16 protein-coding genes are annotated in these 13,035 nt (G+C 56.0%); 4 read left to right on the plus strand and 12 right to left on the minus strand.

Features of this window, described 5'->3' with window-relative positions; translation table 11 throughout:
• Nucleotides 1-76: 76 nt before the first annotated feature.
• Entirely contained in the window at nt 77-1,390 is a 1,314-nt protein-coding gene (locus ACSQ3H_RS16535) for a replication-associated recombination protein A (RefSeq protein ID WP_436118050.1), read from the minus strand.
• A gap of 18 nt (nt 1,391-1,408) precedes the next feature.
• Entirely contained in the window at nt 1,409-2,836 is a 1,428-nt protein-coding gene (locus ACSQ3H_RS16540; protein WP_436118051.1) for a DegQ family serine endoprotease, read from the minus strand.
• Between the two features lie 193 nt (nt 2,837-3,029).
• On the opposite strand from ACSQ3H_RS16540, the gene ACSQ3H_RS16545 reads away from it, so the two are divergent.
• The 4 genes from ACSQ3H_RS16545 (at nt 3,030) to ACSQ3H_RS16560 (ending at nt 6,055) form a co-directional block, all read left to right on the plus strand.
• Nucleotides 3,030-3,836 carry an AraC family ligand binding domain-containing protein gene (locus tag ACSQ3H_RS16545; protein WP_436118052.1) on the plus strand — a complete coding sequence of 269 codons (807 nt, stop codon included), beginning with the start codon at nt 3,030-3,032 and terminating at the stop codon, nt 3,834-3,836.
• A gap of 87 nt (nt 3,837-3,923) precedes the next feature.
• Nucleotides 3,924-4,535, plus strand: a complete 612-nt coding sequence (locus ACSQ3H_RS16550; protein WP_436118053.1) for a LysE family translocator — start codon at nt 3,924-3,926, stop codon at nt 4,533-4,535.
• A 338-nt stretch (nt 4,536-4,873) separates the two neighbouring features.
• A complete protein-coding gene (locus ACSQ3H_RS16555; protein WP_436118054.1) occupies nt 4,874-5,041 on the plus strand; it encodes a glycosyltransferase in 168 nt (55 codons plus the stop codon).
• Nucleotides 5,042-5,695: 654 nt separating this feature from the next.
• Nucleotides 5,696-6,055 (plus strand): type II toxin-antitoxin system HicB family antitoxin, encoded by a 360-nt coding sequence (locus ACSQ3H_RS16560; RefSeq protein ID WP_436118055.1) that lies wholly within the window; start codon nt 5,696-5,698, stop codon nt 6,053-6,055.
• 87 nt (nt 6,056-6,142) lie between these two features.
• Here the strand turns inward: ACSQ3H_RS16560 and rplQ are convergent, their stop codons facing one another.
• From rplQ to rplR, 10 genes are all read right to left on the minus strand, one after another.
• Nucleotides 6,143-6,571 (minus strand): 50S ribosomal protein L17, encoded by a 429-nt coding sequence (gene rplQ, locus ACSQ3H_RS16565; RefSeq protein ID WP_106716792.1) that lies wholly within the window; start codon nt 6,569-6,571, stop codon nt 6,143-6,145.
• 70 nt (nt 6,572-6,641) lie between these two features.
• Entirely contained in the window at nt 6,642-7,655 is a 1,014-nt protein-coding gene (locus tag ACSQ3H_RS16570) for a DNA-directed RNA polymerase subunit alpha (protein ID WP_436118056.1), read from the minus strand.
• Between the two features lie 111 nt (nt 7,656-7,766).
• Nucleotides 7,767-8,156, minus strand: a complete 390-nt coding sequence (rpsK, locus tag ACSQ3H_RS16575) for a 30S ribosomal protein S11 (RefSeq protein ID WP_008124952.1) — start codon at nt 8,154-8,156, stop codon at nt 7,767-7,769.
• Nucleotides 8,157-8,286: 130 nt separating this feature from the next.
• Nucleotides 8,287-8,655 carry a 30S ribosomal protein S13 gene (gene rpsM / locus ACSQ3H_RS16580; RefSeq protein WP_008124949.1) on the minus strand — a complete coding sequence of 123 codons (369 nt, stop codon included), beginning with the start codon at nt 8,653-8,655 and terminating at the stop codon, nt 8,287-8,289.
• 209 nt (nt 8,656-8,864) lie between these two features.
• Entirely contained in the window at nt 8,865-9,515 is a 651-nt protein-coding gene (locus tag ACSQ3H_RS16585; RefSeq protein WP_436118057.1) for an adenylate kinase, read from the minus strand.
• A complete protein-coding gene (gene secY / locus ACSQ3H_RS16590; protein ID WP_436118058.1) occupies nt 9,512-10,852 on the minus strand; it encodes a preprotein translocase subunit SecY in 1,341 nt (446 codons plus the stop codon). Before secY ends, ACSQ3H_RS16585 begins: the two co-directional genes overlap by 4 nt.
• Before the next feature lie 134 nt (nt 10,853-10,986).
• Nucleotides 10,987-11,463 carry a 50S ribosomal protein L15 gene (rplO, locus tag ACSQ3H_RS16595; protein ID WP_436118059.1) on the minus strand — a complete coding sequence of 159 codons (477 nt, stop codon included), beginning with the start codon at nt 11,461-11,463 and terminating at the stop codon, nt 10,987-10,989.
• 17 nt (nt 11,464-11,480) lie between these two features.
• The gene (gene rpmD, locus ACSQ3H_RS16600; RefSeq protein WP_106663217.1) at nt 11,481-11,681 is read right to left on the minus strand and encodes a 50S ribosomal protein L30; all 201 of its coding nucleotides are present in this window, start codon (nt 11,679-11,681) and stop codon (nt 11,481-11,483) included.
• 66 nt (nt 11,682-11,747) lie between these two features.
• The gene (gene rpsE, locus ACSQ3H_RS16605) at nt 11,748-12,311 is read right to left on the minus strand and encodes a 30S ribosomal protein S5 (protein WP_091922984.1); all 564 of its coding nucleotides are present in this window, start codon (nt 12,309-12,311) and stop codon (nt 11,748-11,750) included.
• A 356-nt stretch (nt 12,312-12,667) separates the two neighbouring features.
• Entirely contained in the window at nt 12,668-13,030 is a 363-nt protein-coding gene (gene rplR, locus ACSQ3H_RS16610; RefSeq protein ID WP_436118060.1) for a 50S ribosomal protein L18, read from the minus strand.
• Nucleotides 13,031-13,035 lie beyond the last annotated feature (5 nt).

Here is a 13,035-nt window from a genome sequence, read left to right on the forward strand (position 1 = left end):
ATCCTGAGCTTGTCGAAGGATCAGGGTGGGTTTCAGTATTGAAGTGCGTGGTTCGACAGGCTCACCATGAGGAAGGCTATTCCTCCCCGCGCTCCTGTCGCAGCTTGTTCCAGTAATCGATCCGCTTGCGGATCTCGCGCTCAAAGCCGCGTTCCGGCGGATCATAAAAAGTCTGCCGGCCAAGCGCTTCCGGAAAATAATTCTGGCCGGAGAATGCTTCAGGCTCATCATGATCATAAGCGTAGCCTTTGCCGTAGCCCTCACCTTTCATCAGCTTCGTCGGCGCATTGAGAATGTGCTTCGGCGGCACGAGCGAACCGTTTTCCTTGGCCGCACGCGTCGCCGCCTTGTAGGCGGTATAGACGGCGTTCGACTTTGGCGCCGTGGCGAGATAAACGCAGGCCTGCGCCAGCGCCAATTCCCCCTCCGGCGAGCCCAGATAATCATAGGCGTCCTTGGCGGCATTGCAGATCACAAGCGCCTGCGGATCGGCCATACCGATATCCTCGCTGGCCATGCGAACCAGCCGCCGTCCGAGATAGAGCGGGTCCTCACCCGCGTCGAACATCCGGCAAAGGTAATAGAGCGCGGCATCGGGATCGGAGCCGCGTACCGATTTATGCAGCGCCGAGATCAGATTGTAATGGCCATCCTGGCTCTTGTCGTAAACCGGCGCGCGCCGCTGCACGATCTGCTGCACACGCTCCGCGTCGAACATCTCGCCGTCACGCGCGGCGCGCCAAACTTCCTCGGCAAGCGTCAGGATCGCTCGCCCATCACCATCGGCCATCCGCACAAGGCTCGCGCGTGCCTCATCGTTCAATGGTAAGGCTTTGCCTTCATAGCTCTCAGCACGTTCAAGCAGCGCCGCGAGACTCGTCTCATCGAGGGGGTGAAAAACCAGCACACGAGCGCGCGACAACAGAGCGGCGTTGAGTTCGAAGGACGGGTTCTCCGTCGTCGCGCCGACGAGGACGATTGTGCCGTCCTCCATCACAGGCAAGAACGAATCCTGCTGCGCCCGGTTGAAACGATGTATTTCGTCGACGAACAGCAATGTCTGGCGGCCGGACATTTTGCGCGCCCGCGCCATGTCAAAGACCTTCTTCAGGTCTGCAACACCGGAAAAGATCGCGGAGATTTGTTCGAAGGCCAGATGGGTCTCGTTGGCGAGAAGCCGCGCCACAGTCGTCTTGCCAGTGCCGGGCGGGCCCCAGAAAATCATCGAGCCTAGCGAGCCGGACCCGATCATGCGCGTCAGTGCGCCTTCAGGCCCGGTCAGGTGTTCCTGCCCGGTAACCTCACCCAAGGATTTTGGCCGCAATCGGTCCGCAAGCGGCCGGCTTCTGTCCAATGCCGGATCGTCGTTGACCGAAAACAGGTCAGCCATATTCTGTATTTGCCTCGCTTAGCGAATGATTTGCCGGATTATGGCACCACCGCGCTCGAAATCGAAGCGCCAAAGCGCGGGATTGCTGGACATCGCCTTGCTGAGATCGGCAATCGTGTCGATTTCCGTACCGTTCACGCCGCGGATAATATCACCAGGCCGCAGGCCAATACGCGCCGCGGGAGAATTCCGCGTAACCTTGTCCACTGCTACGCCCTCGGTATCCGAAGGCAACTGCAGACGCGTCGCGTCGCTTGGCGTCAGCTTGAGCACGAGTGCGCCCGATAGGGGATTTTTGCCACCGATCATCAGCTGATTGTCCGGAGAGTCGGCACGGGGCTTTTCGAGCGAAACCGTCACGGTCTTTTCCGTCGATCGGCTGAGCACACCGAGCTTGACGGCCTTGCCGATTCCGGCTGTCGTCAGGCGGTAGCCAAGCCCGTCAGGATTCTCGATCCGTACATCATCGACAGTTAAAACCACATCGCCGACGAGAAGCCCGCCCTTCTCCGCGGGGCTGCCCTTCGTGATATTGGTCACCAAGGCGCCGTAGGGTTGCTTCATGCCCAGCCCTTCGGCCACATCGGGTGTCACGTTCTGGAAAGTGGCGCCGATATAGGGCCGTTCGAACGTGTCTGCGCCACCCTTCGCCGTCTCAACAACCGCGCGTACCATATTGGCAGGAATGGCAAACCCGATCCCGACCGACCCGCCGGAGCGCGAGAAGATTGCCGTATTGATACCGATCAGTTTGCCATCCATGCCGATCAGCGCGCCGCCCGAATTGCCGGGATTGATCGCTGCATCGGTCTGGATAAAGAAATCGAAATCTGAAATGCCAACCCGCGTGCGCGCCTGCGCCGAGACGATGCCGCTCGTCACTGTCTGGCCAACACCAAACGGATTGCCGATGGCGAGCACGAGATCACCGACCTCGACTTTGTCGGAATCCGCCAAGGCCAGCGATGGCAGGGGCTCGCCCGCATCGATTTTCAAAATTGCAAGGTCGGTGGATTCGTCCTTAAGGAGAACCTTCGAATCGAATTCCCGTCCATCGGATAGCGCAACCTTCACCGTGTCGGCATCGCGGATCACGTGATTGTTGGTGACGATAATCCCGGAAGGATCAGTGATCACGCCTGAACCGAGCGACGATTGCACGCGCGGCGGTCCGTTGAATTGCCCGCCACCGAAGAATTGCTCGAAGAACGGATCGCCGGCAAAGGGTGAGCGAGTTTGTACCTCATGCGCCGCGTAGACGTTCACCACCGCGCCCGCCGTCTGCTTCACCAACGGTGCGAAGGAGAGCTGCAGCTCGCTGCGGGTCGCCGGCAACTGCTTCGCCGTATCCGTTGCCGTTTGCGCATGAAGCGGCGCCACCATTCCGGAAAACATGGCGGTGCAAAGGAAAAGTGCCCGCGCTGATGCAGCGGCTTTGGAACTCATATCAATCTCCCGGTCCGTGATGAATCAATCAAACTGTTTCGCCCAATGTGGTGATTTTGAACCGAGATACCAGCGAAGAAACAAAGCAAATTTGAGACATAAGGTTCCAGTCGCGATGTGCACGACACCATCTTCATGGATCGTTGTATTTGGGATAAGACTGAAGCAAATGATATGTCGCGAGAACGAGGACATGCCACAAGGCCAGTTCAGGATATTTCCATGCGAAGTTGCTGGTATCGAGGTAGTCGAGGCTGCGACGAGCCATACCTTTCAGCGGCATTCGCATGAGCAATATGGGATTGGCGTCATTCATCAGGGGGCGCAGAAATCCTATAGCGGCCGCGGCATGGTTGAAGCGGGCCCCGGCGATATCATCACCGTCAATCCTGGCGAGGTGCATGACGGCATGCCACTCGGCGATGCTGGCCGTTCGTGGCGCATGCTCTACTTCGACCCGGCGATCATCAGCGAAGCCATTGACGATATGAATGAAGGCGCCACGAAAACCCGCGAATTCGTCCGGCCCGTGATGAGCAATGCACCTGTCGCGAATGTTTTCCAGCGCCTCTTCTCAATCATGACAACCGCCAATTCGTCCGAACTCCGTCGCGAAGAACTTTTGTTGCAATTACTCCCCACGATTGTCCGCGAGCGCAATGAAAATGAAGCTTCCCGCTCAACGTCCATAGCCATCCACCGCGCAAAGAATTTGATCGATGATGAGCCAACTGCTCCCGTCACGCTTGCGGATCTTGCGCGAACAAGTGGATTGAGCCGATTTCAGATTTTGCGCGGCTTTGTCAAAGCAACAGGCTTCACACCACACGCCTATCTCATGCAGCGTAGGATCGACTTTGCCCGCCGTCTCATAGCGAATGGATCGCCTTTGGCCGACGCAGCTGCCACAAGCGGCTTCGCTGATCAAAGCCACATGACACGCGTGTTCGTGCGCAAATATGGAGTTTCTCCCGGCGCCTACGCCGCGGCTTTCGCCTGATTTCTCTCCAGCTGCAATCCTGTTCAAGACGAATCGCTCCTGATCGGCTTCAGTTCAGCCACTGAAGCATGCAGAAGGAGAATAGTTGTGGGCCTCGAATTCCTCATCACATCTTTGATCATCGTCATCTCGCCTGGCACAGGTGTCGTTTACACCCTGGCGACAGGCCTTTCGCGTGGAGCGCGCGCCAGTGTCGCGGCCGCCTTCGGCTGCACAATCGGCATCATCCCGCACATGGCGGCTGCTATCGGAGGGCTGGCTGCGATCCTCCACACGAGCGCCCTTGCCTTCCACACCTTCAAATATGCCGGCGTTGCCTATCTGCTCTATATGGCTTGGAACGCCTTGCGCGAGAAGGGCTCGCTGAATGTGGACAGTGAAGCCGGAGAAAAGTCGTTGATGCAGGTGACCGTCACCGCGATCCTGATCAATATCCTCAACCCGAAACTATCGATTTTCTTCCTGGCGTTCTTGCCGCAATTCGTCAGCACCACGGAACCGCATCCGCTCTGGCGTATGCTCAGCTTAAGTGCCGTTTTCATGCTGATGACCTTCGTCGTGTTCGTCGGCTACGGCCTCTTCGCCGCCTCCGTCCGCGATCATGTCACCTCACGCCCGCGCATATTGACATGGATGCGCCGAAGCTTTGCCGGTGCGTTCGTTGCACTCGGCGTAAAGCTCGCTCTGGCTGATCGGTAGTCATGCCTAATCGGGCTGTGCTCCATCCAACAGCAATAAAACAAATGAACTCGACGTCAAAATGTTTCAAATAATTCGTCGATTGTTATTGCAAAATGCACATAGATAGTTAATCTACTTATATTAATACAATAAAACAACTGACAGTTGCAAATATTTATATAATATACTTCTAGTTTCATATTCCATGCTTATTTTTATATTCATATCATAAAATATTTCATTTATTTCATTCTAGGTGAGTTGATTTGCCGGACCAGACATTGCCTATTCCTGCGTTCATCATATGCATGAATGAACAGTCCTATTTGAAACGATGTATCGAAAGCCTTTATCAGATGCGAGAGATCGTAATCGTCGACTCCGGCTCGACGGATGACACGATCGAGCTGATAAAATCCCTCATCGATGCCGGTTGGCCCATACGGCTTTTTCAGGAACCGTGGCGCGGATATGCTGGCCAAAAACAATTCGCCCTTGATCAGTGCACCCAAGCTGGTGCCTGAACATCGATGCAGATGAACGTCTCGACGACACCCTTCAGTCTTTGCTGCCCGATCTTGCATACTCGGAACACGTATCGGGTTGGAGGATTGGCCACCGGCCCTATCTGCCAGGTTTCGGCTATACACCTCAGCGAATGAAGGCAGGTAGTCACATACGGCTAGTGCGGAAAGAGCACGCGAGCTATGACCTATCTCGGACTGTACATGAGAGTTTGATTGTCGACGGGCATGTCAAAACACTGACAAAGGGCGCGCTACTGCACTATCGTCCCTTGCCTCTGAAAGAGCAGCTCATGAAGGAAAATGAGTACTCATCCTTGAAGGCTCAGTCGTTGATCACTGCAGGCAAACCCGCCCGCAGATTGAAGTTGATATTCAATCCGGCCGTTTACTTTGTACGAACCTATTTCTTTTCTGGCTATTGGCGTTGCGGCTTTGCGGGATTCATTCATGCAGTGGACTCGGCAGTGTACGCATTCCTCACCGAAGCAAAGATGTATCAGCACTATGCAATGCATGGTCTGCCATCTTCCGAACCGGACGAGCCGATACGAAAATAAGTGTTGATGCCGTTGACAGTGCCCACACACAAACCATTAAAACCAATCTATGTCACGCGCTTCCTGGATTTGCTGGATCGTGTTGGAGAAGAAAATGAAAACTGATCGCGAAACATTGCCGCGTTTTGAAATCAGACCCCTGACAGAAGAAGAAGGCAGCGGCTATCTAGTGGAGTTTCCTGACTATCCGGGATGCATTGCCGACGGCGAGACACCGGAAGACGCCCTCAAAGAGGGGCGGGATGCTCTCAGGTCCTATATTGAGACGTTGAAGGAGTTGGGTCGAGCCGTGCCGAAGGAAGGCGAAGTCTACGGAGGACAATGGCGCCAGCGCGTGCCAAAATCGCTGCATGCCGCCCTTGCCCGACGCGCCGATCGTGAAGGCGTTTCTCTCAACATGCTGGCAACAACGCTGCTTGCAGAAGGGCTGGGCAGACGGTCTGTTGCTGACTAGGTCTCGTTTGGTATTACTTTCGCTAACCAACAGAAAAAGGGAGCGTAAGCCCCCTTCTCTATTCTCAATTCTAAATCGAAGCGTTGCTTACGCTGCTTCGGCTTCAGTCTCGCGTTCAGCTTCAACGCGGGCCAAATCCTTGGAACCCTTGGCGCTGACATCGCGATCGACGAACTCGACAACTGCGAGCGGTGCATTGTCACCGGCGCGGAAGCCTGCCTTCATGATGCGGATGTAACCGCCGTTGCGCTGGCCGTAGCGCGGCGCAAGCGTATCGAACAGCTTGGCGACGAGCTTGGCGTCGCGGATGGCCGAAATGGCCTGACGACGAGCGTGCAGATCACCGCGCTTGCCGAGCGTGACAAGCTTTTCAACGATGGGACGAATTTCCTTGGCCTTGGGCAGCGTTGTCACGATCTGCTCATGCTCGATCAGTGATGCAGCCATATTGGCAAACATCGCCTTACGATGGCTGGCAGTCCGGTTAAGCTTGCGGCCTGAATTACCGTGGCGCATGAGCCTTCTCCTTAGTTTCTCTTTTTCGGACTCATGGCCCGGGCTTTAAATTCGGGCAGAGCCCGGGTTCTTAATACTGGTCTTCGTAACGCTTCGCGAGATCTTCGATGTTCTCTGGCGGCCATGAAGGAACTTCCATACCGAGATGGAGACCCATGGAAGCGAGAACTTCCTTGATTTCGTTCAGCGACTTGCGGCCGAAGTTCGGTGTGCGCAGCATTTCTGCTTCTGTCTTCTGGATAAGATCGCCAATGTAGACGATGTTATCATTCTTCAGGCAGTTTGCCGAACGAACCGAAAGTTCGAGTTCATCGACCTTCTTGAGCAGAGCAGGATTGAACGCGAGTTCGGTAACCTGTTCCTGCTGAACTTCCTTCTGCGGCTCGTCGAAGTTGACGAAGATCGCGAGCTGGTCCTGAAGAATACGCGCTGCATAGGCAACAGCATCTTCACCGGAGATCGAACCGTCGGTCTCAATCTGCAGGATAAGCTTGTCATAATCGAGAACCTGGCCCTCGCGGGTGTTCTCGATCTTGTAGGAAACCTTGCGGACCGGCGAATAAAGGCTATCGACCGGGATCAAGCCGATCGGAGCATCTTCTGCGCGGTTGCGGTCAGCCGGAACATAGCCCTTGCCGGTATTGACGGTGAATTCCATGCGGATTTCAGCGCCTTCGTCCAGCGTGCAGATCACGTGATCCGGATTGAGGATCTCGATATCGCCAACGGTCTGAATGTCGCCAGCCGTTACAACGCCGGGCCCTTCCTTGCGGACGACCATGCGCTTCGGACCATCGCTCTCCATGTGGATAGCGATTTCCTTGATGTTGAGGACGATGTCCGTCACATCTTCACGCACGCCGGGGATCGACGAGAATTCATGCAGAACGCCGTCGATCTGTACAGCTGTCACGGCAGCGCCGCGCAGCGAGGACAGGAGCACACGGCGCAAGGCATTGCCGAGCGTCAAGCCATAGCCGCGTTCTAGCGGCTCAGCGACGACCGTTGCCTTGGTCTTCGAGCCGGAGGTCTGGAACTCGACCTTGTTCGGCTTGATCAATTCTTGCCAGTTTTTCTGGATCATTTATTTTTCCTTCATCCTTGCCTTTACCACCATCCAATCGTGGCATTGAGGCGTGGAAACCGCAGAGGAGCTGAAAGCCAGCTCATGCGGCCTATTCCTGTCGCAATAAAATTATACGCGGCGACGCTTGCGAGGGCGGCAGCCATTGTGCGGGATCGGCGTTACGTCGCGGATCGACGTAATCGTGAAACCAGCAGCCTGGAGCGCACGCAGAGCCGATTCACGGCCGGAGCCAGGTCCGCAGACCTCGACTTCGAGCGAGCGCATGCCATGTTCCTGTGCCTTCTTGGCGCAATCTTCGGCAGCCATCTGTGCAGCGAAAGGCGTGGACTTGCGTGAGCCCTTGAAGCCCTGTGCACCAGCGGAAGACCAGGCAATCGCATTGCCCTGTGCATCCGTGATGGTGATCATCGTATTGTTGAATGTCGAATTGACGTGGGCAACGCCCGACGAAATATTCTTGCGCTCGCGACGGCGAACGCGCGTGGCTTCTTTGGCCATGGTAGTCCTTTCAGTTGATCTCGACGCCTCCGTATTTCCAGAGGCTCCACCGTGGTTTCAGTTAGAGTGCGAAACCAGCACTTGTCCGCCCGTAAAGACGAAACCGGCGCAGCGAACCGCGCCGGGAATATTACTTCTTCTTGCCGGCGATTGCCTTGGCAGGACCCTTGCGGGTACGCGCATTGGTATGCGTACGCTGACCGCGAACCGGCAGCGAGCGGCGATGACGCAGACCGCGGTAGCAGCCCAGATCCATCAGACGCTTGATGTTCATCGAAACTTCACGGCGCAGATCACCTTCAACATGGTAATCGCGATCGATTGTTTCGCGAATCTGCAAGACTTCCGCATCGGTCAACTGATTGACGCGACGCTCTGCAGGGATGCCGACTTTCTCGACGATTTCCTGCGCAAACTTTTGACCAATCCCGTGAATGTACTGAAGCGCGATAACAACGCGCTTGTTCGTCGGGATGTTGACGCCAGCGATACGAGCCACGTCTGTTCTCCTTGTTGACCGGCAGAGCTGGATGGCCAATGCGGCAGCCAGATGACGGGATGAAAATTATATCCGGGACAAACACAAACGATCAGCCCCGAACCTCTTTTACCGGATCGGCGCCGACCGCTTTATATCCAAGCGAATTTGCGCCGTACTTGAAGGAATCGCTGTGAAAAGTCAACTCCTTCGATGAAATTATGTCAGTGTTATAATTCTGACAGAATTTTTTCGATCGATGCGGTGACATCTTCCATGTCCGCCATGCCATCGACCTTCCTCAGCTTGCCCTTGGCATAGTAGTAGCCAATGAGCGGTGAGGTCTGCTTGTAGTAGGCCTCAAGGCGCGTGCGCACCGTTTCGGCATTGTCGTCGGGACGGCGCTTGAATTCCGTCGAACCACACTTGTCGCAGACACCTGCAACATGCGGCTTCTTGTTGGTGTCGTGGTAGCCGGTGCCGCACTTCGCGCAGGAATAGCGGCCGGATATACGCTCGACGAGGACATTGTCATCGACTTCAAGCTCGATCACGCAATCGAGTTCGAGACCCTTGTCGGCCAGCATCTGCTCGACAGCGTCGGCCTGGATCAACGTTCTCGGATAACCGTCTAGGATAAACCCATTGACCGCATCCGGCTGATCGATGCGTTCCGAAACGATCGCATTCACAATCTCGTCGGACACCAGCTTACCGGCATCCATGACGGCCTTGGCGCGCAAACCGATATCGGTTCCGGCCCTGACGGCGTCACGCAGCATGTCCCCCGTGGAGAGCTGCGGTACACCAAATTTTTCTACCAAGCGCTGAGACTGAGTTCCCTTACCTGCCCCCGGTGGTCCGAGAAGTATTAATCTCATCTGTTGCGTTTCCCTCCCCGGAGCTTCGACTTCTTGATCAGCCCTTCATACTGGTGCGCAATCAGATGACCCTGGATCTGCGCAACCGTATCGAGCGTAACGCTCACGACAATCAACAGCGACGTACCGCCGAGATAGAAAGGAACACCGGCCCACGAGATCAGGAACTCAGGCAGCATGCAGATGACGACGAGGTAGATTGCGCCGAGAACCGTGACACGCGTCAGGACGTAATCGATATACTCAGCCGTGCGTTCGCCGGGGCGAATGCCGGGGATAAAACCGGAATGCTTCTTCAACTGGTCGGCGGTGTCCTTCGGATTGAAGACAAGCGCCGTATAGAAGAAGGCGAAGAAGATGATCATCGCGGCGTAGAGCGCCATATAGGCAGGCTGGCCATGACCAAGCGACGAAAGGATCGTCGTTGCCCAGGCGGGCATCTGATGGCTCTGCGCGAAGCCGGCGATCGTTGCCGGCAGAAGCAGCAGCGACGAAGCGAAGATCGGCGGAATAACACCGGCGGTATTGAGCTTCAGCGGCAGATGCGAGGTGTCACCCTGGAACATGCGGTTGCCGACCTGGCGCTTCGGATACTGGATCAGAAGACGGCGCTGGGCGCGCTCGACGAAAACGATGATGCCGATGACCGCAATCGTCAGAACGATGATGGCGAGGATAACGCCGGTGGACAGCGCACCTGTGCGGCCAAGTTCCAGCGTTCCGGAAATAGCTTGGGGCAAATTGGCGACAATGCCGGAGAAGATAATCAGCGAGATACCATTACCGATGCCGCGTGCTGTAATCTGCTCGCCCAGCCACATCAGGAACATGGTGCCACCGACAAGTGTGATCACTGTCGAGAACAGGAAGAACGGCCCCGGATTGGTGACAATTCCCTGGCTGCCCTGCAGGCCCACCGCGATCGCGTAGGCCTGAACCGTTGCCAGAAGCACGGTGCCATAACGCGTATACTGGTTGATGACCTTGCGGCCTTGCTCGCCATCTTTCTTCAGCTGCTCAAGCGCCGGAACGACCGACGTCATCAGCTGGACAATGATCGAAGCCGAGATATAGGGCATGATGCCGAGTGCAAAGATCGCCATGCGCGCAACAGCGCCGCCGGCGAACATGTTGAACATGCCGAGAATGCCCTGCGACTGATGGTTGAAGGCCTGGGCATAGGCGGCAAGATTGATACCCGGCAGCGGGATATAGGTTCCAAGCCGGTAGACCAGCAGTGCGCCAAGCGTAAACCAGATGCGCTTCTTGAGCTCATCGGCCTTCGAGAAAGCAGAGAAATTGAGATTTGACGCGAGCTGTTCAGCGGCTGAAGCCATTATAGTCTCCGGTCTGTGCCCCTTCGGGGCTCCATCGTTCTACCCGCAGTGGGAATCGATGGTCCTACCCAGATATGTGCCCTTAAGAAAAGGTACAAGCGGCGATCACGAAGATCGCCGCCTGAATAGCCATTTTATTCTGCAGCTGCAGGAGCGGCTGGAAGCTTGACGGTACCGCCGGCCTTTTCAATCTTTTCGATCGCAGCCTTCGATGCACCGGAAACCTCAAACGTTACCGCAGTCGTGATCTCGCCATCGGACAAGAGACGTACGCCGTCCTTGGGGCGGCGAATGACGCCGGCAGCCTTGAGGGCTTCGATCGTGACGGTTGCCTTGGCATCGAGCTTCTTGGCATCGATGGCAGCCTGGATACGGCCAACCGAAACGGTGTTGAAGTTCTTCGAGAAGATGTTGGTGAAACCGCGCTTTGGCAAGCGGCGGTAAACCGGCATCTGTCCGCCTTCGAAACCGTTGATGGCAACGCCCGAACGCGACTTCTGTCCCTTGACACCACGGCCGGCAGTCTTGCCGGAACCCGAACCAATACCACGGCCAACGCGCTTGCGGGCCTTGGTGGCGCCTGGATTTTCACTCAGATCATTGAGTTTCATTTGTCTAATCTCCGGTATCAAGCCTCGTCCACAACGCGGACGAGATGTTGAACCTTTGCAATCATTCCGCGAATTGAAGGCGTATCTTCAAGCGTACGGCGGCGATGCATCTTATTGAGGCCCAGGCCGATCAGCGTTGCACGCTGTTCTGCCGGACGGCGGATAGGGCTGCCGATCTGTTCGACCGTAACCGTCTTACCCTTCTTCTTCTCAACCATGACTTTGTCCTTTAGTCTCTACAGTGAGCAGAACCAATGGCCCTGCCCTGCTGCGCCAATTATGGCCTATTCTTCCGAACCGACCACATCGCGGCGGCGAGCCTGCAGTGTCGAATACTTGATACCGCGCTGAGCAGCGATGTCCTTCGGGTGCATCTGATGCTTCAAGGCATCGAATGTCGCGCGAACCATGTTGTATGGGTTCGACGAACCGAGCGACTTTGCGACAACGTCCTGAACGCCAAGCGTCTCGAAGACGGCGCGCATTGGACCACCGGCGATGATACCTGTACCAGCTGTGGCTGCACGAAGCAGAACCTTGCCGGCGCCATGACGGCCTTCAACGTCGTGGTGAAGGGTACGGCCCGAGCGCAGCGGTACGAAAATCATTTCGCGCTTGGCGGATTCAGTTGCCTTGCGGATAGCTTCCGGCACTTCGCGTGCCTTGCCATGACCGAAACCAACACGGCCTTTCTGATCGCCGACAACGACGAGAGCAGCAAAGCCAAAACGCCGGCCGCCCTTGACGACCTTGGCGACGCGGTTGATGTGTACGAGCTTGTCAACGAATTCGCTGTCGCGCTCTTCGTTGCGGCCGCGATCTTCGCGGCTTCTCTTTTCCTGTGCCATACTCCTAATTCCTTTTTCTTTTCCGGTAGCACGAATGATTTTACCGTGCCGTGCATCCACTTGGATCCACATAGGCTGCAGTAACGGTCCTTGTTGCGCAGAATTCCCGCAAACCGTCCGGTTCAGGAGGGCTTATGCGCTATCGAAGTCCGGCTTGCAAGAGGCGAGCCCCTGCAGTTCCGGACTTCGATATTCTTTACCCTACGACCAAGTCATAAGGCTTGTGTGACCGATCAGGTCAGGGCGAGCCGAAAATGGTGGTTTTCGAGAACCGGAGCGCAGCGTACATTTGGTACGTGAGCACCGGATCGCAGAAAAACGCCATTTGCAGGCCGCTATGGCGTGAACGGTAGGTCTTAGAAACTAAGACCTGCTTCACGGGCAGCTTCAGCAAGTGCCTTGACACGGCCGTGGTAAATATAGGCGCCACGATCGAAGACAACTTCCTTGATACCGGCTTTAACAGCGCGCTCTGCAACAAGCTTGCCGATCAATGCCGCTGCGTCCGAATCTGCACCGGTCTTCAGCTTGCCCTTGAGGTCAGCTTCGAGAGTGGATGCGGATGCAATTGTGTGACCATGCGCATCGTCGATGACCTGCGCATAGATATTCTTCGAAGAACGGTGGACGCTGAGCCGCGGACGGTCACCGGCAACCGCCTTGAGCTGGCGGCGAACACGCGAAGCGCGACGCTGAATGATTTCTTTCGGCGATGCCATGACAC

It is taken from the genome of Phyllobacterium sp. LjRoot231 (assembly GCF_964253365.1).
Classification (GTDB): domain Bacteria; phylum Pseudomonadota; class Alphaproteobacteria; order Rhizobiales; family Rhizobiaceae; genus Phyllobacterium.

Excerpts from the sequence above, each read along its gene's own strand:
- ACSQ3H_RS16585 (WP_436118057.1), bottom strand. The coding sequence starts at position 9,515 with ATGAGATTAATACTTCTCGGACCACCGGGGGCAGGTAAGGGAACTCAG.
- ACSQ3H_RS16555 (WP_436118054.1), top strand. The coding sequence starts at position 4,874 with ATGCGAGAGATCGTAATCGTCGACTCCGGCTCGACGGATGACACGATC.
- rplO (WP_436118059.1), bottom strand. The coding sequence starts at position 11,463 with ATGAAACTCAATGATCTGAGTGAAAATCCAGGCGCCACCAAGGCCCGC.
- secY (WP_436118058.1), bottom strand. The coding sequence starts at position 10,852 with ATGGCTTCAGCCGCTGAACAGCTCGCGTCAAATCTCAATTTCTCTGCT.
- ACSQ3H_RS16570 (WP_436118056.1), bottom strand. The coding sequence starts at position 7,655 with ATGATCCAGAAAAACTGGCAAGAATTGATCAAGCCGAACAAGGTCGAG.
- rplR (WP_436118060.1), bottom strand. The coding sequence starts at position 13,030 with ATGGCATCGCCGAAAGAAATCATTCAGCGTCGCGCTTCGCGTGTTCGC.
- ACSQ3H_RS16535 (WP_436118050.1), bottom strand. The coding sequence starts at position 1,390 with ATGGCTGACCTGTTTTCGGTCAACGACGATCCGGCATTGGACAGAAGC.
- rpsE (WP_091922984.1), bottom strand. The coding sequence starts at position 12,311 with ATGGCACAGGAAAAGAGAAGCCGCGAAGATCGCGGCCGCAACGAAGAG.
- ACSQ3H_RS16540 (WP_436118051.1), bottom strand. The coding sequence starts at position 2,836 with ATGAGTTCCAAAGCCGCTGCATCAGCGCGGGCACTTTTCCTTTGCACC.
- ACSQ3H_RS16560 (WP_436118055.1), top strand. The coding sequence starts at position 5,696 with ATGAAAACTGATCGCGAAACATTGCCGCGTTTTGAAATCAGACCCCTG.
- rpsK (WP_008124952.1), bottom strand. The coding sequence starts at position 8,156 with ATGGCCAAAGAAGCCACGCGCGTTCGCCGTCGCGAGCGCAAGAATATT.
- rpmD (WP_106663217.1), bottom strand. The coding sequence starts at position 11,681 with ATGGTTGAGAAGAAGAAGGGTAAGACGGTTACGGTCGAACAGATCGGC.
- ACSQ3H_RS16545 (WP_436118052.1), top strand. The coding sequence starts at position 3,030 with ATGCCACAAGGCCAGTTCAGGATATTTCCATGCGAAGTTGCTGGTATC.
- rplQ (WP_106716792.1), bottom strand. The coding sequence starts at position 6,571 with ATGCGCCACGGTAATTCAGGCCGCAAGCTTAACCGGACTGCCAGCCAT.